Annotated in this window: 19 protein-coding genes; 9 read left to right on the top strand and 10 right to left on the bottom strand. The window is 59.2% G+C overall.

Features of this window, described 5'->3' with window-relative positions; all coding sequences use genetic code 11:
- Together GTN70_01760 and GTN70_01755 are read left to right on the top strand one after the other, a co-directional pair.
- On the top strand, window positions 1–1,875 hold a 1,875-nt coding region (locus GTN70_01760), incomplete at its 5' end, for a hypothetical protein (protein ID NIO15723.1).
- 12 nt (window positions 1,876–1,887) lie between these two features.
- Window positions 1,888–3,567 carry a hypothetical protein gene (locus GTN70_01755; protein ID NIO15722.1) on the top strand — a complete coding sequence of 560 codons (1,680 nt, stop codon included), beginning with the start codon at window positions 1,888–1,890 and terminating at the stop codon, window positions 3,565–3,567.
- 96 nt (window positions 3,568–3,663) lie between these two features.
- Here the strand turns inward: GTN70_01755 and hemW are convergent, their stop codons facing one another.
- Window positions 3,664–4,812, bottom strand: a complete 1,149-nt coding sequence (gene hemW, locus GTN70_01750) for a radical SAM family heme chaperone HemW (GenBank protein ID NIO15721.1) — start codon at window positions 4,810–4,812, stop codon at window positions 3,664–3,666.
- A gap of 411 nt (window positions 4,813–5,223) precedes the next feature.
- On the opposite strand from hemW, the gene GTN70_01745 reads away from it, so the two are divergent.
- The 4 genes from GTN70_01745 (at window position 5,224) to lhgO (ending at window position 11,417) form a co-directional block, all read left to right on the top strand.
- Window positions 5,224–7,632 (top strand): 3-hydroxyacyl-CoA dehydrogenase, encoded by a 2,409-nt coding sequence (locus GTN70_01745; protein ID NIO15720.1) that lies wholly within the window; start codon window positions 5,224–5,226, stop codon window positions 7,630–7,632.
- A 17-nt stretch (window positions 7,633–7,649) separates the two neighbouring features.
- Entirely contained in the window at window positions 7,650–8,828 is a 1,179-nt protein-coding gene (locus GTN70_01740) for an acetyl-CoA C-acyltransferase (GenBank protein NIO15719.1), read from the top strand.
- Between the two features lie 341 nt (window positions 8,829–9,169).
- Entirely contained in the window at window positions 9,170–10,081 is a 912-nt protein-coding gene (locus GTN70_01735) for a sugar kinase (protein ID NIO15718.1), read from the top strand.
- A 157-nt stretch (window positions 10,082–10,238) separates the two neighbouring features.
- On the top strand, window positions 10,239–11,417 hold the full coding sequence (lhgO, locus tag GTN70_01730) for an L-2-hydroxyglutarate oxidase (GenBank protein NIO15717.1): 1,179 nt from the start codon (window positions 10,239–10,241) through the stop codon (window positions 11,415–11,417).
- A 27-nt stretch (window positions 11,418–11,444) separates the two neighbouring features.
- Here lhgO and sfsA read toward each other — a convergent pair whose 3' ends face one another.
- A complete protein-coding gene (sfsA, locus tag GTN70_01725; protein NIO15716.1) occupies window positions 11,445–12,581 on the bottom strand; it encodes a DNA/RNA nuclease SfsA in 1,137 nt (378 codons plus the stop codon).
- Window positions 12,582–12,814: 233 nt separating this feature from the next.
- Here sfsA and acnA point away from each other — a divergent pair, with 233 nt between their 5' ends.
- From acnA to GTN70_01710, 3 genes are all read left to right on the top strand, one after another.
- Window positions 12,815–15,598, top strand: coding sequence for an aconitate hydratase AcnA (acnA, locus tag GTN70_01720; protein NIO15715.1), 2,784 nt, complete (start codon window positions 12,815–12,817; stop codon window positions 15,596–15,598).
- A 97-nt stretch (window positions 15,599–15,695) separates the two neighbouring features.
- Window positions 15,696–16,109, top strand: a complete 414-nt coding sequence (locus GTN70_01715) for a hypothetical protein (protein NIO15714.1) — start codon at window positions 15,696–15,698, stop codon at window positions 16,107–16,109.
- Between the two features lie 18 nt (window positions 16,110–16,127).
- On the top strand, window positions 16,128–16,541 hold the full coding sequence (locus tag GTN70_01710) for a thioredoxin domain-containing protein (protein NIO15713.1): 414 nt from the start codon (window positions 16,128–16,130) through the stop codon (window positions 16,539–16,541).
- Window positions 16,542–16,648: 107 nt separating this feature from the next.
- Here the strand turns inward: GTN70_01710 and GTN70_01705 are convergent, their stop codons facing one another.
- The 8 genes from GTN70_01705 to GTN70_01670 form a co-directional block, all read right to left on the bottom strand.
- Entirely contained in the window at window positions 16,649–17,200 is a 552-nt protein-coding gene (locus tag GTN70_01705) for an RNase III inhibitor (GenBank protein NIO15712.1), read from the bottom strand.
- Window positions 17,197–17,379, bottom strand: a complete 183-nt coding sequence (locus GTN70_01700) for a hypothetical protein (GenBank protein NIO15711.1) — start codon at window positions 17,377–17,379, stop codon at window positions 17,197–17,199. The genes GTN70_01705 and GTN70_01700 overlap by 4 nt, the downstream gene beginning before the upstream one ends.
- A 70-nt stretch (window positions 17,380–17,449) precedes the next feature.
- Window positions 17,450–17,929 carry a thioredoxin-dependent thiol peroxidase gene (locus GTN70_01695; protein NIO15710.1) on the bottom strand — a complete coding sequence of 160 codons (480 nt, stop codon included), beginning with the start codon at window positions 17,927–17,929 and terminating at the stop codon, window positions 17,450–17,452.
- A 17-nt stretch (window positions 17,930–17,946) separates the two neighbouring features.
- Window positions 17,947–18,810: a 2-oxoacid ferredoxin oxidoreductase gene (locus tag GTN70_01690; protein NIO15709.1), complete on the bottom strand. Its 864-nt coding sequence runs from the start codon at window positions 18,808–18,810 to the stop codon at window positions 17,947–17,949.
- A gap of 21 nt (window positions 18,811–18,831) precedes the next feature.
- Entirely contained in the window at window positions 18,832–20,550 is a 1,719-nt protein-coding gene (locus GTN70_01685; protein ID NIO15708.1) for a 2-oxoacid:acceptor oxidoreductase subunit alpha, read from the bottom strand.
- 147 nt (window positions 20,551–20,697) lie between these two features.
- A complete protein-coding gene (locus tag GTN70_01680) occupies window positions 20,698–21,213 on the bottom strand; it encodes a hypothetical protein (protein ID NIO15707.1) in 516 nt (171 codons plus the stop codon).
- Window positions 21,214–21,223: 10 nt separating this feature from the next.
- On the bottom strand, window positions 21,224–21,961 hold the full coding sequence (locus GTN70_01675; protein NIO15706.1) for a 16S rRNA (uracil(1498)-N(3))-methyltransferase: 738 nt from the start codon (window positions 21,959–21,961) through the stop codon (window positions 21,224–21,226).
- Between the two features lie 2 nt (window positions 21,962–21,963).
- Window positions 21,964–22,569 (bottom strand): methyltransferase (locus tag GTN70_01670; GenBank protein ID NIO15705.1); only part of this gene is annotated, 606 nt, incomplete at its 5' end.

Below are 22,569 nucleotides of genomic sequence, written 5' to 3'. Positions count from 1 at the left end.
AAGGGGATCAAGATCATCGTAAAAAAGATGGACACGAAAAGGGCCTACATCGACATGGCCTTTCCCGGCGTCGCCCTGACCGACAGGGACGTCTACGCGTACGATCTCCTCTCCATGATACTCGGGCAGGGGGAGACTTCCCGGCTCTACTCACGTGTCAAGGATCAACGGGGGCTCGTCGACTCGGTCTACACCTATTCCTTTACCCCCCAGGATCCCGGACTCATGCTCATCGGCGTTACCCTCGAGCCCGCCAACGTGAAGGAGGCCATAGAGGAAATCCTGGCGGAGATCTACAGGGTGGTTGCCTTCGGCGTATCGGGGTCTGAGCTCGAGCGGGCGCGAAAAAAGACCATCGCCGACTTCGTCTATTCTCTCGAATCCCAGTCTTCCCTCGCCAGGCTCCTGGGATTCTACGGGACCGTTCTCGGCGACCCCTTCTTTGAGGAAAAGTACGTCGATATGGTGCGGAGGGTGACGAGGGAGGACATAAGCCAGGTGATCCGGAAGTTCTTCCGGGAGGACAACTTCGTTATCTCGCTGGTGATACCCCAGGAGTCGGATCTCTCGCTGACAGAAGGCGACGTGAGGGAGATGGCGAAGAGGTCCTATGCAGGGGTTGTCTCGGGGAAGAAAGAGCGTGCCGTAGCCATAGAGGGGAGCACCCTTGCAAACGGCATCAGGGTCGTGATGCGGGAAAACCACGCCGTTCCGGTGGTTGCCATCAGCGTGGGGTTTCTCGGGGGCGTCAGGGCCGAGACGCCGGAGGAAAACGGTGTCTGCAACATGATGGCGTACTTGCTCACGAGGGGGACGAAGCGCAACGGGGCAGCTGACCTCTCCGAGATCATAGAGGGTATGGCAGCAAGCGTCAGCGCCTTCTCCGGAAGAAACTCTTTCGGCCTCAAGGGGAGGTTTTTGAGCGAGGACTTCGAAAAGGGCATCGAGCTCATGTCTGAAATGATCCTCACCCCCACCTTCAGCGAAGATGAGATGGAAAAGAAGAGAAAGGAGGTGCTGGCGGCCATCAAGGCACAGCAGGACTCCCCGACGAAGGAGGTCATCAAACTCTATCTCGCGTCCCAGTACGGTCGACACCCCTATTCCCTCGATCCCCTCGGGACCACCGAATCGGTGACTTCTCTCACCCGTGACCAGATCGTGGCATCTTACAACCGGCTGGTGTTCCCGGCGAACATGGTGATCGTGATTTCCGGAGATGTCGACCCGGATCATGCCGGCAGCGTCGTGGCGTCTGCCTTCGAGGATTTCGCAAGGGACGGGGACACATCGATCGTCGAGAGCAGGGAGGTGTCGCCTCCGGAAAGCCCCGTGACGGTGGAGAAGAAGCGGGAAAAGCTGCAGGCCCACTTCGTGATAGGTTTCCTGGGAACGACCTTTGCGGGCACCGACCGGTATCCCCTGGAGGTCCTCTCTTCCGCCCTTGCCGGGCAGGGAGGCAGGCTGTTCAGGGAGCTGAGGGACAGAAAATCGCTTGCCTATTCCCTCAGCGCCTTTTCATCAGAGCAGTATGACAGGGGGTTTTTCGCCTTTTACATGGGCACCGGGGGAGACAAGCTGGCGGAGGCAAAGGATGCCATGTGGGAGGAGATCCTGAAGTTTCTGAAAGAGGGGATCACCGACGAGGAGCTGGAGAGAGCGAAAAACTACGTCATAGGGAACTTCGAGATAGGGCTGCAGTCGAACGGTTCATACGCCAACTCCCTCATGTTCAACGAGCTCTACGGAACGGGAATCGATGAGTTTCTCAGGTTCCCCGAAAGGGTCAAGGCGGTCACGAAGGGCCAGGTGATGGAAGTGGGAAGTAAGTATATCGACGTGGACCGGTACATCCTGGCAATCATTTCGCCGTGAGGGGAATGTCCCGTGCAGGTAAACTACAGCGAGCTGTCGGATTATGAAGCCCGGGGACGGATCGAGAAGTTTTCGGCCATATTTTCCCTCATTATCCTCGGGCTTACCATCTGCCTGCTCGGCCTGTCGATACATGGCCTCTTCGATGTGAACGAGACGAGGTATGCCGCGTCTGCCGTTGAAATGGTGCGGTCGGGGAATTATCTCGTGCCCACCTTCAACGGTGAGCCGAGGATGGACCATCCCGTTTTCTACTACTGGCTTCTCGCCGGTTTCTACCAGATATTCGGTTTCTCGCCGGGGTCGTTCAGGCTCGTTTCCGCCCTGTTCGCCTTCGGTTTGATCATGGCCGTTGGCCGCATCGTGCACCGCGAGTCGAGGGTGGAGGGGGGGTTTCTCGCCGGCGTCATCCTGGCAACCTCCTCATTTTTTGCCTACATGGGAAGGGTTGCCGTGGCAGACATGGTCTTTTCCGTCTTCCTGTTCCTCTCCTCGCTCCTGCTCTATATGGGGACCTTCGACGCGAAACGGGTGGACAGGCTATTGGTCCGTGCCGGTGTCTGCATCATGGCCCTTGCGCTTATCACGAAAGGGATAGCGGGAGCCATTTTACCCCTTCTGTGCCTTTTCCTCTTCTCGTGGCTCAACGGGCGCCTGAAAAGGATGGTGAGGGCCCTGGCGGATTGGAAGGCCCTCGTGCTCTTTTTCCTCATCGCGCTTCCCTGGTACGTCGCGCTGCACCTCCAGATGGGCCCCGAGTTCTTTAACGCCTACATCGGGAAATCCATCGGAAGGATATTGAGCGCATCGTCGGATCACCCGGGTCCGGTCTATTACTACGTCCCCGTGGTCTTTCTCGGTATGTTTCCCTGGTCCCTTTTCCTTCCCCAGACCGTCTTTTCCATCCTCAGGGAGCGGGGGTTTTCCCTGAAAGCGGTGGGTGAAAACATCAGCCTCGACATGTTCCTGCTCCTCTTCAGCTGCGTCATTTTCATTTATTTCTCCCTCTCCTCAGAAAAGGTTGCCACCTACATCCTCTCCATATTTCCTGCACTGGCGATCATGGTAGGGCTCTTTCTCGAAAAGGTGATCCTGAACGAGAAGGTTTCAGATCTCGGTTTCGTGACGGGATCATACGCCTATTCCATCTGCTGCTCATTCCTGGGCATATTGATGATTTACCCGAAGGAATACTTTCCCGTAATCTCGGAGGCCGGGCTTTCAAAGCTCCTCTTTTATCCCGGGGGACTCCTTCTCGTGGGAGGGTTCTTCGTGGGGCTATTCGCCGTGTTCAGGAGAAACATAAAGAGAGTCAGGGTAAAGATCTTCGCGGCGATGCTGATACCCCAGCTTCTGTTTCTGTGGTTCGTCTTCTTCGCCGTTCTCCCCGGGGTGTATGAGTACCGGCAGATGGACCTGCAGAAGATTTCGCGGTTTCTGAACAAGGAAGAGAATAAAGATTCTCCCGTAATTTTTTACCGGAAGTTCAAGCCGTCGGTGGTCTATTTTACGGGGAAGAAAGTGCACAGCGCAAAGAGCTTCGAGGATGTGGTGGCCTACACGTTGCACAGGAAAAACGCCTATGTGATCTTTCCCGGTGCCGATCCATCGGTGAAACTCTCCTCCCTCGGGACCGTTTCGGCGGTGTACCGGGGCAAACTCTATTCCCTCTACAGGGTGCGTTTGAAATAGTGAGATGCCGGGCTTGGCGTGCAGCTGGATACCCGATTTTTTCGTCTTTGTGAGCCCCGGCCGCTGGCTGCCGGGATTTATCCGGTATATGTTTCCCTAAACGAGGCGGGAAAGGATCTCGTTCGAGACGAAAATGAAATCCCGGGGGATCCTCAGCACGTCGCCGTCTTTTTGCAGCATCTTTGCCTCGACGAGGTGGCGTATCGACTTCCTTATGCTCCGTGGCGGCTCTCCGAGTTCTCCCTCTATCGAGGCCATGCAAATGCCATCTGTCAGCCTGAGGCCCATTATCAGGCGCTCCTTCCACGCCGTCGCGACGTCATTTACCATTGATTCCGCCCGCGGCAGCTGCCCCCTTTCGATCGCCCGTATGTATTCCCCGATGGCCTCGTGGTTCGTGTACCGGAGCCCGCCGGGAGGGCGGCCCGCCTTCAGGTGGCCCGATGCGCTCGCTCCGAATGCGATGTACTCCTCCCCCGTCCAGTACCCGATGTTGTGCGCGCATTCGCAGTCTTTCCTGGCGAAGTTGGATATTTCGTAGTGGTGGTACCCCTGTTTTTCGAGAAGCCCGCCAAGGGTGCGGTAACACTGTGCATAGGCATCATCAGAGGGGGTTTCCAGTCCGCACCGCACCTCCTCGAAGAGGGGCGTCCCCTCCTCTATCGACAGCGCGTAGGCCGATATGTGGGCGGGAGAGAGGCTAATCGCCTCCGTGGCGTCACAAACAACCTCCTCCTCCCTTTGCAGGGGGATACCGAAAATGAGGTCGATGTTTACGTTGGAAAACCCGGCGTCCCGGACACGCCCCATCGTCCGGTAGACATCCTCCTTTCTGTGTATTCTTCCCAGTTTTTTCAGGTACTTGTCGTTGAAAGATTGCGCCCCCACGCTGATTCTGTTCACCCCCCCATCCCTGTAGGCGGAGAGCTTCTCCGCTGACAGCGTTCCCGGATTTACTTCTATGGTAAATTCCTTGAGCGCCGACAGGTCGAAGCGTTCCACGATGGTTTCCGTGATCCTGCTGAAGTGATCGGGGGTAAGGCAGGATGGTGTCCCCCCGCCGATATAGAGGGTGTTTAGGGCTCCGCAGGTGCGGGGGTCTGCATGGCAAGCGAAGATTTCAATTTCCCCGATGAGGCTTTCCACATACTTTTCCGCCAGTTCACGGGAGTAGGGGACCGAATAGAAATCGCAGTAGGAGCACTTTTTGATGCAGAAGGGGATGTGGACATACATTCCGCTCATGACTACATCATAATACAACTAATGGCGTTATAAGGGAAATGGGGAACAACCGGATGAGCCCCTTCGTGACGAAATGGCACGGGGGAAACGCCGTGGAGAGCCGGTGAGGGAAAAAATACAGAGTGCAGATTGGAGAATCCGGAACGAGGGATGATTCAGTGGCTGGGTCCGCTGGTTCAGGGGGTCAGCGCCGTGGGAGTGAATGGTAGGGCGGGCCGCGGAGTGAAGGGGCGGAGCAGATGGGGGGTGTGATGGGTTCCTTGCTTTGTGATCTGGCAGTTCGCTCCATTTCCCGTGGTCTGGGTTTCGGGGATATTTCCCGGATGTGCTAAACTTGTTGACATGAGGGGAGGGATGGTATAGTTTTAATGAGTGAACAATCATTCAATAATTAAGTGAAAGGGGGGAGCGATGAGACGGGAAATCAAGAGGGCAGCTGTTCTTGGCGCCGGGATCATGGGATCCGGCATTGCCGCACACCTGGCAAGCGCCGGGATTCACTGTTTCCTCCTCGATATCCTGCCCGGGTCTCTCACGCCGGAGGAAGAGAAAAAGGGGCTGACCCTCGCGTCCGGCGAGGTGAGAAACAGGCTGGCGAAGCAGGGCCTGGATAACATCGTGACGAGCCGTCCGTCCCTGATCTACGCAAAGCGCGACATCGACCTGATACAGGCGGGTAACTTCGAAGATGACCTCTACGTGGTGGGAGAGGTTGACTGGGTCATCGAGGCAGTAGTGGAGAACCTCGAGATCAAAAGGACCCTCTTTCGGAAGGTCCTCGAACACTGGAAGGCCGGCACCTGGGTTACCTCGAATACCTCGGGAATCTCCATCGGGCAGATGATGGAGGGGTTTCCCGAGGATTTCAGGAAGCACTTCTTCGTGACACACTTTTTCAATCCCGTCCGGTACATGAAGCTGCTCGAGGTCGTGCCGGGAAAAGACACGGATCCGGCGATTGTCGGGGACACGGCAGCCTTCGGGGAGGATATCCTGGGAAAGGGAATCGTCTATTGCAAAGACACGCCGAACTTCATCGCAAACAGGGTCGGCGTGTTCTCCATGATGCACGCAATGCACGTGATGATAGCGCATGGCCTCACCGTCGAGGAAGTGGACAGGGTGCTCGGCCCGGCTACGGGAAGACCGAAGAGCGCGGCATTCGGAACGGCCGACCTGGTGGGCCTCGACACGCTCCTTCACGTCTCCGGGAATGTCTACGAAAACCTGCCCGATGATCCGGCCCGGACATCTTTTCTGCCGCCCGATTTCGTGAAGGAGATGGTGGCGGGGGGGCTCCTGGGGAGAAAGTCGGGTGCCGGCTTCTTCAGGATGGAGAGAACGCCAGAGGGGAAGCAGCTCAACTATCTCGACTACACGACCATGGAATACCGCCCCATGCAGAAGCCCTCCTTTCCATCGGTTGATGGGGCAAAGAACATCGATGACCCCGGGAAGAGGATCAGATCCGTCGTCTTCGGCGACGATCGGGCCGCGAAGTTCGCATGGGACGTTATGGCAGAGACGCTCATTTATTCCGCCAGGGTGATCCCGGAGATTTCCGATGACCTGGTGAACATCGACAACGCCATGAAATGGGGTTTCAACTGGGCGCTGGGCCCCTTCGAGACGTGGGATGCGATCGGCGTCAGGGAGTCGGTGGAAAAAATGGAAAGGGAAGGCAGGGAGATACCGGAGAAGGTCAGGGAATTTCTCGGTAAGGGGCATGAGGGCTTCTACGACAAAGAAAATGGAAAGAGGCGATATTTCGATTTCTCCTCGGGAGACTACCGCCACATCCCGGTAAACGAGAATATCATCCATCTTCCCGATGTGCGGCAGTCCCGGGGTGTGGTAAAGGAAAATGCCGGCGCAACGCTCTACGACATCGGGGAGGGGGTCCTCTGCCTGGAGTTCCACACGAAGATGAACGCGATCGATGCGGATATCGTGGAGATGATCAACTTTGCCACCGGGGAGGTCACGAAGCACGAAGGGCTTGTCCTGGCGAACCACGGAGAGCATTTCTCCGCAGGGGCAAACCTGCTTCTCCTTCTGATGGAGATACAGAGCAAGAACTTTGACAACGTGGCGATGATGATCGACGAGTTTCAGAGAGCGTGCATGAGAATAAAGTACTGCGAGAAACCCGTGGTAGTCGCACCGGCGGGGATGACTCTCGGCGGCGGGGCCGAGGTAACGCTTCCCGCCCCGAAGGTGAGAGCAGCCGGGGAGCTCTACCTGGGGCTCGTCGAGGTGGGTGTGGGACTCATCCCGGCGGGCGGCGGGTGTAAGGAGATGATTCTCCGGGCCCTCGGCCAGATACCGGAGGACGTGAGTGCGGATCCGCTCCCCTTTTTGAGAAAGGCCTTCGAGACGGTCGCCATGGCCAAGGTATCCACCAGCGCGAAGGAGGCGTTCGCACTGGGGTACCTGAGAGAGGGGATGGACCGGATATCGATAAACAGGGATTTCCTCATTCACGATGCGAAAAAAAGCGTCCTCGCAATGGCCGCCGACGGCTATCGGAAGCCGGTCAGGGGTGCGAAGGTCAGGATGCCCGGAAGAGGAGCCATGGCCATGTTCGAGTACGCCCTCTACACGATGAGGGTGGCGGGTTATATTTCGGAGTACGACGCCCACATCGGCAGCAAGCTCAGCACTATTTTCTCCGGTGGTGACGTCGCCCCCGGCCGGGAGGTCGATGAACAGCATCTTCTCGACCTGGAGAAGGAGGCTTTTCTCTCCCTCTGCGGCGAGGAAAAGACCGTTGAGAGGATTCAGCACATGCTTATGACGAACAAACCCTTGCGAAACTGACACGTTTGGAGGTTGAAATGAGCACCGTATACATAGTGTCTCCAAAAAGGACGGCAATTGGCCGTGCGTTGAGGGGAACGTTGAAGGATACGAGGCCCGACGACCTGGCCGCGGAGGTCATAAAGGGCATACTGGAGGAAAACCCCGACCTCGATCCGGGCAGGATCGATGACATAATCCTCGGCTGCGCCATGCCCGAGGCGGAACAGGGGATGAACGTGGCGAGGATAGCCGCCTTCAAGGCAGGAGTACCCTGCGATGTGCCCGCTATGACGATAAACAGGTTCTGTTCCTCGGGGCTCCAGTCCATTGCCATAGCAGCAGACAGGGTCTTTTCGGGTGCTTCGGGGCTGATCGTGGCGGGCGGGACGGAGAGCATGAGCATGGTCCCCATGGGCGGAAACAAGGTTGCCTTCAATCCCGATCTCATCGAGAGCTATCCCGAAGTGTACATGCCGATGGGCCTCACGGCGGAGGAGGTGGTAAAGAAGTACGAAATTTCTCGTGAGGAACAGGACGCCTTTGCCCTGAAAAGTCACCAGAGGGCGGTCGCTGCGATCTCGGGGGGCAGGTTCGGGGAGGAGATAGTTCCCGTCGAGACTTTCGTGTTCATTGCAGACAACGGCGGTCCCCCGGTCAAGAAGCAGGTCCTGTTCGACACCGACGAGGGACCGAGGGAGGACACCTCCCTGGCGGCCCTTTCCAAGCTCAGGCCCGCCTTCTCTTCCACGGGAACGGTCACCGCGGGAAATTCTTCCCAGATGAGCGACGGGGCCGCGGCCGTCCTGGTCGCGTCCGCCGAAGCCGTTGAAGCTTACGACCTCAAACCTCTCGCCAGGTTCCTCGGTTATGACGTTGCCGGCGTTCCCCCCGAGATCATGGGGATCGGCCCCGTGAAGGCGATACCGAAGGTTCTTCAGAGGCTCGGCATCAAACAGGGGGATATCGGTCTGATCGAGTTAAACGAGGCATTTGCGGCCCAGTCGCTTGCCGTGATGCAAGAGCTCGGCCTCGATCCTGAGAGGGTAAATGTCAACGGCGGGGCCATCGCGCTGGGTCATCCGCTGGGGTGCACCGGCGCAAAACTGACGGCGACGCTCCTTTACGAGATGAAGAGGCAGGGCGTTTCCCTGGGCATGGTAACCATGTGCATCGGCGGCGGGATGGGGGCAGCCGGGGTGTTCGAACTGATGTGATCGTCACCTCAGAGTTTAGAGTTTCGAGTTTCGCGTTTAGAGTTCAAAACCCGATAGGAGTAAGGAGAGAATAGGTAGGGGAGAGTGGTTGTTATACGATTTTCTCCTTTCTCCTCTCGACTGTCGACTCCCATCTTCGTACATGACGGCAATGCGGAATTCGGATTTCGGAATGCGGAATAGGAACAGTTCATAGCTTACATTTTACCGTTTACCGTTTCCGGTTCAACCGGAAACGCGAAACGAGAAACGCGAAACCAGAAACTGCCTTTTTGTCCGATTACAGGGTTCAGGGCTTTCCCCTCTGACCTTTCCGGGATGTCTGCATGGTATAATTTCTCATGCGCGTAACCGGTTTGGGCCAGTGTTGCCTGGATTATCTCGGTCTTGTTGAGTCTTTTCCCGAAACAGACACGAAAACGGAAATCCTCCTCTGGAAAGAGCAGGGAGGGGGGCCCGTTGCGACGGCTCTCGTCGCCCTCTCCCGCCTGGGTGCCTCCTGCAGGTTCTACGGGGTGAGAGGAGACGACGGTGCGGGCGAGAAGATAGAAGCGTCCCTCGCCGGGGAGAAAATCGACGTGGGAGGGCTGGTAACGAGGAGGGGGGCATCGTCACAGGAAGCGTTCATCGCAATCGAGCGGGGGACCGGGACGAGGACGATATTCTGGAAGAGGGCAACGGGGGAGGAGCTCAGAGAAAAGGAGCTGGGAGAGGATTTCCTCCTGGGCGCTGATTTTCTCCTTCTCGACGGGCTGATGGCCGAGGTTTCCCTCCTCGCGGCGAGAAGGGCAAATGAGCTCGGTATCCCCGTTATGCTCGACGCCGGGAGGGTAAGGAAGGGAATGCTCGAAATAGCGGCGCTCTCGGACTATCTGGTGGCGTCGGGCGAGTTTGCCGCCGACCTGGGGTGGGACCCTTCGGGGGGAGACCTTCGCAGGGCGGCGGAACGCTTTTCCTGCAAGGCCGTGACGGTAACCCTCGGGTCCCGGGGCAGCGTCACCTGGGACGGCCGGGACATGATATCGGTCCCGGCTTTCGAGGTGGACGTGGCCGATACGACGGGGGCGGGGGACGTGTTCCACGGAGGGTATATCTTCGGTCTCCTCAAGGGCTGGGACATAAGGAGGACGGTCATCTTTGCCTCCGCACTCGCGGCGATGAAGTGCAGGGAGATCGGGGGCAGGTCGGGAATCCCGGGGATAGCCGGGGTGTTGGCCTTTCTGGGTGAGAGAGGGTACGATTACCGTGTGTAGGGGGGCCTTTCCCGGGTCCGGGTAAGCTCGGGCAGGGCGGGGAAAGGGTTCCGATCCCCCGAGAATAGCGATAAATAGCGGGAGCGTTTCGGTGGGAAAGCCTACGAACCATGACATCGCTGTCATCGGTGGCGGCATCATCGGGACGGCCACGGCGATGGCCCTTCTGAGACAGTACCGGGTCTCCCTGGTTCTCCTCGAGGCGGAGGAGCAGCTTGCAGCCCATCAGAGCGGGAGAAACAGCGGGGTGATCCATGCCGGGCTCTACTACCGGCCGGGGAGCCTGAAGGCCAGGTACTGTGTCGAGGGGCGCGAGGCGCTCTACCGCTTTTGCGAGGATCACGCGATCCCCAGCGAGCGGTGCGGAAAGATCGTCGTTGCCGTCAGCCGGGAAGAGGCCCCCCGCCTCGATGAGCTGGAAAGGAGGGGCATGGAGAACGGTCTTTCGGGCCTGAAGGGCATACGGGGGGAAGAGATCGCCGAGTACGAGCCGCACGCCTCGGGAGTGAGAGGGCTCCTCGTCCCCGAGACGGGAATCGTTGATTTTACCCGGGTGACGGAATCCTTCGCCGCGGTGATCATGGAGCGGGGGGGAGAGATACGAAGGGGGGCACGGGTGACATCGGTCAGCATGGAAGGGGGCGGTATGGCTATCGAGACGGAAGGGGGTGTGGTGCACAGCCGCTACCTGATTAACTGTGCGGGCCTTTATGCAGACAGGGTCGCCCGGATGTGCGGAGTGGACCCGGGAATACAGATCATCCCTTTCAGGGGCGAGTATTACACCCTCGTTTCCCATCGCAGGCACCTCGTGAAAAACCTGATCTACCCCGTTCCCGACCCGCGTTTTCCCTTTCTCGGGGTGCACTTCACGCGGATGGTGGGCGGGGAAGTGGAGGCGGGGCCGAATGCGGTGCTGGCATTGAAGCGGGAAGGGTACGGCCGCTTCGATTTCTCCCTCGCCGACACGGGGCAGATGCTCCGCTACCCCGGGTTCTGGCGGATGGTAGCAAAATACGGCAGGGTGGGGGCCGGTGAGTTCTACCGCTCCTTCAGCAGAACGGCTTTCCTCAGGGCCCTTGAGAGGCTGGTGCCGCAGATCAGTGCCGGCGATATCGTTCCCGCAAAATCGGGCGTTCGTGCCCAGGCGCTCGAGCCCGACGGAAGCCTCGTTGACGACTTCAGGATTGCCGCCACGGATCGCACGATACACGTGCTCAATGCACCATCTCCCGCCGCCACGGCGTCCATTCCGATAGGGAACGCAATCGCCGGAAGGGCAGCCGAGAATTTCGGGATAAAGAAAGCCCCGGGGCACAACGGGAAGGAATGGTGACGGGGCGCTTCGATTCCCCCTTGCCGGTCAGGAGTCCGTGAAGAGCCTGTCCATTCTGTAATATTGCAGCAAATAATGAAACTTTGCAGAATATAAGGGATTGTGGGGCATTTTGACAAGGTGTGATGGGCACGAGCAGTCGGAAGCCCCGAAAGAGGGCACCGGCACTTCTCCCAATTTTTCCACAGAACGGGCGATTTCGCACTCCAGGTCGTCGCCCGTCCTCACGGGAAGGGCGGCGACGAACTCACCGGCCTCCCGGAGGTAGTCGATGTGCCAGAAATGCTTCTTCCTGAGCCGCCGGTGCCGCGCTATCCTCCCGGTGAGGTTCTTTTTCGCAGAACCGCAGTAAACGTAGTATCCTTTGGGAAACGCTACCCTTCCGAGTTTTCCCACAGAAAGCACCCTCCTTCGCGAAAGACGGAGGATGATGAGGTAGCTGCCCCTGTCCTTCGCTTCCCGGGCAATCACCTCCCAGGGGACGGTCAGCGGTGTGACCGAATCCTCCCGTGACAGGTCGCCTTTCCAGCCAACGGCAGCGGTCAGTATCGTAAGCTTGTCCCTGGCCTCGAGAAATGAAAGGGAGAAGGGAAGGTCCGTGTGATACTCGGGAAGGAAGTACTCGGCGTGAGGCCAGTGGACGATGAAGAGGATCGCGCCCCGTTTCCCCTTTCCCGGAATGCGCGCGAGCTCCTCGAGATGCCTCCTCCCCCGGGCCGTCACCGCATCGGGAAACATGGCCACCCTGCTGCCGAAGAGGGTGCACGATTTCACCTCCAGGAGGATCTCCTCGCGCCCCCTTTCGAGGCGAAAGTCGACCCGGCTCCGGTTGAGGCGCACTTCCCGTCCCGTGATCCTGAAACCTTCGAGCCCCGGGATGCGGTTTTCTTCGATGAGAGCTGCGGCGACGTCGTTTGTGCGGTGGGTGTGGAGCATGACGGGGATCCCCGACCGCTCCACCGCAACCGCCGTGAAGGAAAGCTTCCTTTCCGCCGCAGCGGCCCTCTCCAGATAAACGGTGGCCCCCGGAATCATCAGCTCCCACAACCTGCCGGGGTTCGGGAGGTATGCCGTTACCCGCTTCCCCTTTAGGACACATTCCACGGTGAACCGGTTCGGCCTGGCCACGAATGTAGCGCGCTCTACTTTACCGAAGAGGTGCATCTTTCCTCACCCTTGAAGACGGCGTGCGGGTCTATGATGGGAAGTATATCTCAAAAGCCTGATATTGAAGGCTTTTCTTTTCCCTTGCCCGTGGTCCCGGGAGGTGTCCCCACACCATGAAAGATGAAACCCGGAAGCCTGCGTTTCAATCCAAACATAAGGATTTACTTTTTCGTTGATAGGACTGTGTTAAGGGTGCTATCAATGTAAAAGAACGGGGAGCGGGGAAAAAAATGGGAAAGAGAAAGGGAAACAGTTACGGCACGAAGAGAACCGTCCGGATAGATGGCCGCGATCACATATTCCACTCCCTGCCGGCACTCTATGATGCAGGGATCGGCGATGTGAGCCGGCTCCCCTATTCTCTGCGGATACTGCTCGAGAACCTGCTGCGCCACGAAAACGGCGTGACGGTCACCGCTGAGGTCATCGCGTCCCTGGCGGGATGGGACCCGCACGGCGGCCCGGGGATCGAGATAGAGTTCATGCCGGCGCGAGTCCTCCTCCAGGACTTCACGGGCGTTCCGGCCGTTGTGGATTTAGCGGCCATCCGATCTGCCCTGACCAGGCTCGGCGGCAATCCCGGGAGGGTAAACCCCCGCATCCCGGTAGACCTGGTCATCGACCATTCAATCCAGGTGGACCGATTCGGCAGCGACTCCGCCTTCCTCGAGAACGAACGGCTCGAGTTCGAGCGGAACAAAGAGCGGTATCAGCTTTTAAAATGGGCACAGCAGGCATTTGACAACTTCACCGTTGTTCCTCCCAACACGGGCATCTGCCATCAGGTGAACCTGGAGTTTCTGGGCCGCGTCGCCATGGTGTCGGAAGGGGATGATGGCCTGACCGTTTATCCCGACACCCTCGTGGGCACAGACTCCCACACGCCGATGATAAACGGCATCGGTGTCCTGGGCTGGGGCGTCGGCGGAATCGAGGCGGAAGCGGTTCTGCTCGGGCAGCCCTACTCAATGCCCATACCCGAGGTGGTGGGTGTCAGGTTTACGGGGGATCTCCCGGCTTACGCGACGGCGACGGACCTCGTGCTGACGGTGACGGAGCGTCTCCGGAAGCTGGGCGTGGTGGGCAAGTTCGTCGAGTACTTCGGGCCCGGGCTTCCGGGCCTCGGGGTGGCCGATCGCGCCACCATTGGAAACATGACGCCCGAATACGGTGCCACGGTGGGTATCTTCCCCGTCGACGGGCAGACGGTTGAGTATCTCCGCCTCACGGGACGGGAAGAGGCGGCGAGGGTCGCCGAGGCATACTACCGGGAGCAGGACCTCTGGTACGACCCCGGCAAGCCGGATCCCGTCTATTCCCAGGTGGTCGAGATCGACCTTGGATCGATCGAGCCGAGCCTGGCCGGTCCCTCGCGTCCGCAGGACCGTGTCTCCCTCTCCGGGGCGGGCGACTCGTTCTATCAGCTGCTGGAAGACACGGGAAAAATGGCGCAGATAAAGATCGACCGGGAGCACCTCGAAGACTGGCTGAACGAGGGCGGGTGCCCGGTGAACGGTGAAATTCCCGCCTCTGCCGGCGTTGGGCCGAAAGATATCTGCGTGCCGATAAGCAAGCACGACGGCACCTCCTACGGTCTCTGCCACGGCTACGTGGTCATTGCGGCGATAACCAGCTGCACCAACACGTCCAATCCCTCCGTGATGATCCAGGCGGGGCTCCTGGCGAGAAATGCCATAAAGCGAGGCCTCCAGGTCAAGCCCTGGGTGAAAACGAGCTTTGCCCCCGGGTCGGTCGCCGTGACGGACTACCTCATCGATTCCGGGCTCATGCCTTACCTCGAAGGCCTCCGGTTTCACCTCGTCGGATACGGATGCACGACCTGCATCGGCAACAGCGGTCCCCTTCCCGATGATATCAGGAAGGCGGTGGTTGAGGATGACCTTGTCGTCTCCTCCGTCCTCTCGGGAAACCGGAACTTCGAAGGCAGGATTCACAACCAGGTCCGCGCAAACTACCTGGCGTCGCCGCCGCTCGTCGTAGCCTATGCCCTGGGGGGAAAGATGAGCCTCGACCTGACAAAGGACCCCCTCGGCCACGACACGGCCGGCAACCCGGTGTACCTGAGAGATATCTGGCCGCCCCCCGCTGAGGTTCAGGAACACGTCCAGAAGTACGTCACCCCGGTGAAGTTCCAGAATACCTACGCCAACGTTTTCCAGGGGAGCGAGCAGTGGAACGTCATGAAGGTCCCCGGAGGCGGCGATTACCGGTGGGATGAGACCTCAACCTACATAAAAGAGCCTCCCTATTTCGCGGACATGGCAGCGGATCTCTCGGATCAGGGAGATATCGCGGGCGCGAGGGTTCTCGCCCTCTTAGGCGATACGGTCACCACCGACCACATATCGCCTGCCGGCGCCATTCCGGAAGAGAGCCCGGCCGGCCAGTACCTGATAGCGAAGGGCGTTTCCGTCGCTGATTTCAACTCCTACGGGTCCCGGCGGGGAAACCACGAGGTGATGATCCGGGGCACCTTCGGAAACGTCCGCATAAAGAATCAACTACTCGCCGGCATCGAGGGGGGGTTCACCCGCCATTTTCCCACCGATGAGCAGATGTGGATTTACGATGCGGCGATGCGCTACGGCGATGAAAGGGTCCCTCTCATCGTGGTAGCGGGGAAGGAATACGGCACGGGTTCGTCGAGGGACTGGGCGGCGAAGGGGACCAGGCTTCTTGGGGTCAGGGCGGTTATTGCAGAGAGCTTCGAGAGGATACACCGCTCCAATCTCATCGGCATGGGCGTGCTTCCCCTCCAGTTCCGGGATGGGGAAAGCTGGAAATCCCTGGGGCTGACGGGACGGGAGACCTACCACATTGCTGGCGTCTCGTCGCTTTCCCCCGCATCAAAACTCGAGGTGAGGGCCGTTTCCCCCGACGGGGCGGAAAGGAGTTTTTCCGTCCTGGCACGGATCGATACGCCGAACGAGTTCGAATACTTCACAAACGGTGGCATCCTTCCCTTCGTTCTCCGCCAGTTCCTGAAGGAGTGATCCTCATAAACCCCCGGTCTTTGACGGGCACATGTCGGTCACCTGAGGGGACTTATCTGGTACAATGGGGAAAATACGGGTTTGCGGGAGGATGCAAATGGTGAAAAGGCTCGTTCCGGTTTTGCTGGCAGCCGTGCTCGGCCTCGGGTTTGTCGCGGGTGCCCATGGTTCCGTGGAATGGCTCGTCACGGAGACCCTCGATCTGGATGAGAAGCCCCTCGATGTGGCCACCTCGGCTGACGGGCTGAGGACCTTTGTCCTCACCGAGGGGGGTAACATCCTCATATATTCGGCTGGAGGGAAGCTCGAGGACAAGATCGCAACCGGTGGGGCTTTCGACGGAATCGCCCTGTCGCCCCGGGGAGACCAGATATACCTTCAGAGCGGCAAGGACAGGGTGATCAAGATCGTATCTCTCGATTTCGTGCAGAAGATCGATGAAACGGGCTCACCCGTCAAAGGGCTGCCGGACGCACCCGTTGCGGTGGCCGTGTACAACGACTTTCAGTGACCCTACTGTGCCAGGCTCGTGCCTGTACTCGAGCAGGTGCTCGAGAAATATCCGAAAGAGGTCAAGCTCATATTCAAGAATTTCCCCTTGAGGATGCACAAGTTTGCGGCGAAAGCGGCGCTGGCGGCGCTGGCGGCGAAAGAGCAGGGGAAGTTCTGGGAGTACCATGATCTCCTCTATGCCAACTTCAACAGCTTAAACGATGAAAAGATCCTGTCCCTGGCCCGGGGTATGGGCCTGGACATGGAGAGGTTCGAGAAGTCCATGGCAGACCCCGGTGCCCTGGCGCTGGTAAACAGGGACATGCAGGAAGGAGTCGGGGCCGGCGTGAGGGGCACCCCCACGATATTCGTCAACGGAAAGCTGCTCAGGGACCGCAGCTTCAACGGCTTTCAGGCGGCAATCGAGAAGGAGCTCAAAAAGGCTAAATAGAAAAAACGGAGCACGGGACAGAGGTGGCCTTTGGCAGAATGGTCCCAGGATTGCGCTATTTAGCCGGCGCCGGCGCGCATCGGTTGGCGCACAGGGCCTCTCTGTTCCTACCCGCCATTTTCCATTCCTGAAGAGATAGTTTCCAGGGCTTTCTCGTGTATATCCCGCGCCTCTTCCCCGAAGAGGGTAAAGCGGATGAGGCTGACCGATGTCAGCTCAGGGACCGCTTCGAGTACCGTCCTGAATGCCACGGCGGCTGCATCTTCCATGGGGAACCCGAAAGCGCCGGTGGAGATGGAGGGGAAGGCGATGGATTGCAGCCCCTTCTCCTCGGCGAGCCTCAGGGCGTTCCGGTAGCAGTCGGCCAGGAGCTCATCCGACGGCTCGTCGACGCCATAGACGGGCCCCAGGCAGTGGATGACGTAGGGGTTTGGCAGGTTGTGGCCTCCTGTTATGACTGCCTCCCCGGGCTTTATCGGGGCGAGGGGGCGGCACTCCCGGTCGAGCCCCGGCCCGGCCCCCCGGTGCAGGGCTCCCGCCACTCCCCCTCCCGGCCGAAGCTGTGCGTTCGCCGCGTTCACGACGGCGTCTATCCCTTTCTGCGCAGCAATGTCGCCGGAGACGCATTCGATCGTTACCCCCAGGACTCTTTTCTTCATTCTCCTCCCTCCTTCCCGGCGTCGGGACGAAGAAGCGCCTCCTGTGCCCGCTCGAGGCTGAAACTTTCTCCGCACATGGGGCAGATCAGGTACAGCGAGACCGTTTCGCCGCTACCCCTGAAACCGAGGTGAAACCCGTTTCCGTATCCGCAGTCGCTGCAGGTTCTTAGATCTTTCATCTTCTCCCTGCCCTCCCGGGGCCCCCCGGCAATACCGGATCGGCCCCCGGGGTTTTTCATCCTGACCGCCTTACCGGGATTCGGCCAGCTTCGCTTTGACCTCATCCGCGTGGCCGTTCACCTTCACTTTCGGCCATATGAAGGAGACCTTTCCGGCGGGGTCTATCAAAAAAGTCGTTCTTTCCACCCCCATGACTTCCCTCCCGTACATCTTTTTCAGCTTCCAGACGCCGTATTTTTCGAGCACGGCCCGCTCGGGATCGGAGAGAAGCGTTATCGTCAGGCCCCTCTTTTCACAGAAGCTCTTGTGGCTCTTCTGGGAGTCGGCGCTCACACCGAGGATCACCGCGCCGAGTTTGGCAAACTCACCCTTGTAGCGTGAAAAATCCTGCGCCTCCGTTGTGCACCCGGGGGTGTTGTCCTTCGGGTAAAAATAGAGAACCACCCATTTGCCACGGAAGCCCTCGATCCCCACATCTTTCCCGTTTTGATCGGGGAGGGTAAAAGCCGGTGCCTTTTTTCCAACGGCGACTTTCTCTCTCTCTGCCATGTGGCCGATCCTCCTTTTCATATTTTTTTCGCATCGATGACCCGTTGAAGCCTGTCGAGGTCGGCAGACCTCATGTAGAGAGGCCTGCTGTCTTTGTCGAACACGCCCAGGTTTTCCTCGAATGTCGATTTGTCGGGATTCACGTAGATGATGCCGAGGGGAAACGGCTCCGTTTCGATCGCCTTGCTAAATGCCGCCACCCGGTCCGTGGGGTCGTACCCGTCGTCGAGGTAATAGGTGTTCTTCTTGAACCACTGGTAGGTGTTCAGCCTGTTGAAGGTGACGCAGGGCTGGAATATATCGACGAGGGCGTATCCCCTGTGGAGGATTGCTCTTTTCATGATCTCCTTCGCCGGCTCCGGGTCCGCGATGGAAGCCCGTGCCACGAATGAGGCGTCGAGCGATACGGCAACGGCGAGGGGGTTGAAGGGTTCGAGGAAGACCCCGCCCACCTGGACCGGCGTCTTGAACCCCTTCTGGCTCGTCGGTGAAGCCTGGCCCTTGGTGAGGCCATACACCATGTTGTTGTGGACCAGGTTCGTTATGTCGGGGTTTCTGCGGATCGTGTGGACGAAGTGGTTTCCCCCCTCACCGTACATGTCCCCGTCGCCGCTTGCGACGATGACGGTGAGCGAGGGATTGACGGCCTTGATCGCGGTTGCCGGGGGAAGCGCCCTTCCGTGGAGGCCGTTGAACACGTGGGCTTTCAGGTAGTGGGGTAACTTTGCGGCCTGGCCGATTCCCGAGACGAGGACAAGTTTTTCCGGTAAGATCTCGAGCTCTGCAAGGGCGGTTTTCAACGTGCTCAGGATGCCGAAGTTTCCGCAGCCCGGGCACCAGGCGATATCGACGGGTCCGGGGTCAAAGTGTGATGCGTCCATATCTCTTTCCTCCCGGGGGGGTCACACCCTCCCCAATTTGTCCCTGATCTCCTCCACCGAGAAGGGCAGGCCGTTGTACTTCAGTATCCGGGCATCGATTTGGATGCCCGTTTCCGCCCCGATGAGGGACCCGAACTGTGAGGTTGCGTTGCTTTCGAGGACGACCTTCCGTTTCGCCTTTCTTATGGTTCTCTCGGCGTCTTCGCTGATCGGGTAAACCTGGCTGAAGTGAAGGGCCGAGATCCCGCTCCTTTCCTCACGTTCGACGGCCTCTTTAACGGCGTTGCCCGTCGATCCCCAGCACAGAACCAGCGTTTCGTACTCCCCGCTGCCGAAGATCCGGGGCGCCTGCGCTTCCCTGCGTATGTGCGCCGTTTTGCTCAGCCGTTTTTCCACCATTTTTACCCTGAGATCGAGATCTTCCGTAATGTGCCCCTCTTCGTCGTGCTCGTCGCTGTCGGCCACCACCAGTCCGCTGCCGTATCCGGGAATGCCCCGGGGAGATATGCCGGTGTCGGTGAGGGCGTAGCGCCTGTACGAGGGTTCTGTCTCGGTGAAGAAATTCTTTCCCTCCCCTTTCGTGGCGTCGAGGCCGGGGATGTTGTAGTACGAGTCGAGCAGGAACTGGTCTGTCAGGATGAACACGGGCACCTGGTATTTGTCGGCGAGGTAAAAAGCCCTCCGGGTGAGGTTGAATGCCTCCTCCAGCGTGCCCGGCGTGAGGATTATCCGCGGAAACTCCCCGTGCCCGCCGAAAAGGGCGAGGTTGAGGTCCCCCTGCTCCGTCCTTGTGGGGAGGCCCGTTGCGGGCCCCGGCCTCTGGGCGAGGTGGATCACGAGGGGGCTCTCGATCATGCCGGCGAGGCTCAGGCCTTCGGTCATGAGGTCAAATCCCCCCCCCGAGGTGGTGACGATCGCCCGGGCCCCGGCGTACCAGGCACCGATGGCCATGTTGATCGCACTGATCTCGTCTTCCGCCTGCTCCGCAATGATGCCGAAGTCACCTGCGAGCCGGGAGAGGGTGGTGAGGACGCCGGTCGACGGAGACATGGGGTAGGAGGAGATGAAATTGCACCCTCCCGCGATCGCCCCGAGGGCTACCGCCTCCGTGCCCTGCACGAGGAGTTCCCCCTTGATCCCGGGGTTTTTGGGGATGTTCGCCACCTCCCCTCCCTTTATGAGCCCGATGCCTATGTCGCAGCCCCTCCCCAGTGCCTGCAGGTTCCTGTCGATAACATCCCGGTCCTTGTCGGCAAATGTCTTCTCCACGATGGTTTCCAGAACGTCGCTCTCGATGTCGAAGATGCAGGCGATGACCCCCGTCGCGACGATATTTGCGTAGAAACCTCCCCCGATATCCGAGGCGATCCGGGTAAAGGGTATGTCGATGAAGCGGTACTTTTGCGTATCGATGACCTTTTCGACCTTCTCTTTCTCACCGATGATGATGGTTTCCGGTGATATGCGGCCCGCGAGACGGGGGATCCCATCGGCGGCGAGGGGTATGAGGATGTCGATCCTGTCGACGTACGCGTCCACCCGGTGTGCGGCGACACGGATCGACGTGGAGTTGCTGCCCCCGCGCACCCGCGACATGAACTCCTTGGTGGCGAAGACGTGGTAGCCCGAATCCTTGAGTACCCAGGTAAGGAGCGTCTCGAGTGTCTGGATGCCCTGGCCGGCCTCACCGACAATTACGACGGAAACATCTCCATCACCGACTCTTGTCCACGTTTCCATGACTGTTTTCATCAGGGGGTCTCCGTCTGGCGCCGGTCTATTCGCCTGTGCCACCGGGGGGGTCCTGATTTTTCGATGAGCTTCCCCCTCGATCGGTTTCGGCCCGCCCGGCCCAGTGTTTTTGCGGTTAACTGCGCTTTGGCAAGCTTATTTCAGGTAGATCACCGTCGTCCTTGCGATCCTGTCGTGAAGGCCCTGCTTGTACCTGCTGGGGATGACGAAGAGGTAGCCGACGCCGGCGGTAACGTCGCAGATAAGGTACCCGAACCACCGGATGATGGACTGTCCCATCGTGATGTCCTGTCCGCTGATGGAAACGACTTTTATGCGGAAGGCCATCTTGCCCAGGGTCTGCCCGCCCATGGCGTGCAGGATGATGTAGTAGAGGGGATGGAGTCCCGCGTAAAAGAGACCCCGGATTATGTTTACCATGTCCAGGAGCGATGAGCTCGGGGCGGCTTCACCCCCGGGAAAAGGCATCGGGGGCCACCAGCCTCTGGCCCCTCCCAGGGTGTCCAGATAGAAGAGCATGTTGATGATCGCCACCAGGACGATTATGTCCAGAAGCCTGGCCAGGAAGCGAACGATGAATCCCGTGTAGCGCACATCGTTGTTCGCAATGGAACCTTCCCCCGTGCCTATCAAGGCGATATTGTTCTCCATTCCCCTGTCCTTACATGTTCTGAAACCGGTACTGGATCATGGCCAGGGCGGCGACCGCGGCCGTTTCCACCCGGAGTATGTTCTTCCCCAGCCCGGCAACGATAAAACCCGCGCCCCGGGCGCGCGTTACCTCGTCCCGGGAAAACCCCCCTTCCGGTCCCACGATGAGGGCGACGCTCTCCGGGTTCTGCGCCTTTTCGAGGGTGGGCTTCAGGGAAAAGGCAAAGGTCTCCTCGTAGAGAATGATCTTCAGATCGCACCCCGACAGAAGGTCGATGGCCCCCTGGAAGGTGTGTATCTCCCCTATCTCCGGCACATGGGGGGATCCGCACTGTTTGACGGCTTCCGTTACGATCCTCCTCCATCTGAGAAGGCGACCCTCCCTCTTTCCGGGCGGCACCCTGACGACCGTCCTGGAGGAGAGAAAGGGGACGATCCCGCTCACGCCGAGCTCCGTTGTTTTCTGCAGGATGTAGTCGAACCTGTCTCCCTTCGGTATCCCCACGCCCAGGTGCACGGCTACGGGCCTTTCCCGCGAGAGGGGCTCCATGCGGTCTATCCGGCATATCACCGATTTCACCGTCTCATCGACGATTGTCAGGTGGTAGCGGTTTCCCCCGTCGTCGAAACCGGCAATGCTGTCCCCCCGTTTCAGGCGGAGGACACGCCTGATGTGCCTCGCCTCCTCCTCTTTGAAGGTTGCCCTGTCTCCGCGTATGTTTTCTGCCTGCAAAAAGAAAAGGGGCATTGCTATTCCTTTTTCATGGCAACTGCCGACCAGATCCCGAGAAAGGAGCTGTCGGTAACGTGGAAACCGCCGCCCTGGAACTCCTCCACCACCCAGTCTGTTTTTTCGACGAGTATGCCGGACAGAACGGCCCTTCCCCCCCTGCCGAGCAGGTTGAAAAAGTCGGATTTCATCGAAACGAGGGTTTCGGCGATGATGTTGGCGCTGAGGAAGTCGAACTTCCCCCCGATAGCGCCCAGGGGGCGGTTCGTTGCCCGGAAAGAGCCGCCGGTGCCGTTTCTTCGCGCATTCCTGTTGGCCGTGCGCACCGCTTTATCGTCGATGTCGACACCGAGGACATTCCGTGCGCCTTTTTTCGCCATCAATATGCCGAGAATCCCCGTGCCGCACCCGATGTCCAGGCACCGCTCCGGCACGCTTCTGTCGAACTCCTTCTCGATGAGTTCGATGCAGAGCCGGGTTGTTTCGTGCGACCCGGTCCCGAAGGCTTGCCCGGGATCTATGACCATCACCGTTTCCCCTGCGGGGGCCTCGTACGTTTCCCAGGAGGGGGTAACCGTCACCGCCCTGCCCACCTTCAGGGGCCGGAAGAACTCTTTCCACCTGTC

It is taken from the genome of Deltaproteobacteria bacterium (assembly GCA_011773515.1).
Classification (GTDB): Bacteria; Desulfobacterota; Deferrimicrobia; order J040; family J040; genus WVXK01.
This window is presented reverse-complemented; position numbering and strand designations above follow the sequence as displayed.

Coding starts and splice junctions, on each gene's coding strand:
- hemW (NIO15721.1), bottom strand. CDS start 4,812: ATGAGCGGAATGTATGTCCACATCCCCTTCTGCATCAAAAAGTGCTCC.
- GTN70_01745 (NIO15720.1), top strand. CDS start 5,224: ATGAGACGGGAAATCAAGAGGGCAGCTGTTCTTGGCGCCGGGATCATG.
- GTN70_01740 (NIO15719.1), top strand. CDS start 7,650: ATGAGCACCGTATACATAGTGTCTCCAAAAAGGACGGCAATTGGCCGT.
- GTN70_01735 (NIO15718.1), top strand. CDS start 9,170: ATGCGCGTAACCGGTTTGGGCCAGTGTTGCCTGGATTATCTCGGTCTT.
- lhgO (NIO15717.1), top strand. CDS start 10,239: ATGGCCCTTCTGAGACAGTACCGGGTCTCCCTGGTTCTCCTCGAGGCG.
- sfsA (NIO15716.1), bottom strand. CDS start 12,581: ATGCACCTCTTCGGTAAAGTAGAGCGCGCTACATTCGTGGCCAGGCCG.
- acnA (NIO15715.1), top strand. CDS start 12,815: ATGGGAAAGAGAAAGGGAAACAGTTACGGCACGAAGAGAACCGTCCGG.
- GTN70_01715 (NIO15714.1), top strand. CDS start 15,696: ATGGTGAAAAGGCTCGTTCCGGTTTTGCTGGCAGCCGTGCTCGGCCTC.
- GTN70_01705 (NIO15712.1), bottom strand. CDS start 17,200: ATGAAGAAAAGAGTCCTGGGGGTAACGATCGAATGCGTCTCCGGCGAC.
- GTN70_01700 (NIO15711.1), bottom strand. CDS start 17,379: ATGAAAGATCTAAGAACCTGCAGCGACTGCGGATACGGAAACGGGTTT.
- GTN70_01695 (NIO15710.1), bottom strand. CDS start 17,929: ATGGCAGAGAGAGAGAAAGTCGCCGTTGGAAAAAAGGCACCGGCTTTT.
- GTN70_01690 (NIO15709.1), bottom strand. CDS start 18,810: ATGGACGCATCACACTTTGACCCCGGACCCGTCGATATCGCCTGGTGC.
- GTN70_01685 (NIO15708.1), bottom strand. CDS start 20,550: ATGGAAACGTGGACAAGAGTCGGTGATGGAGATGTTTCCGTCGTAATT.
- GTN70_01680 (NIO15707.1), bottom strand. CDS start 21,213: ATGGAGAACAATATCGCCTTGATAGGCACGGGGGAAGGTTCCATTGCG.
- GTN70_01675 (NIO15706.1), bottom strand. CDS start 21,961: ATGCCCCTTTTCTTTTTGCAGGCAGAAAACATACGCGGAGACAGGGCA.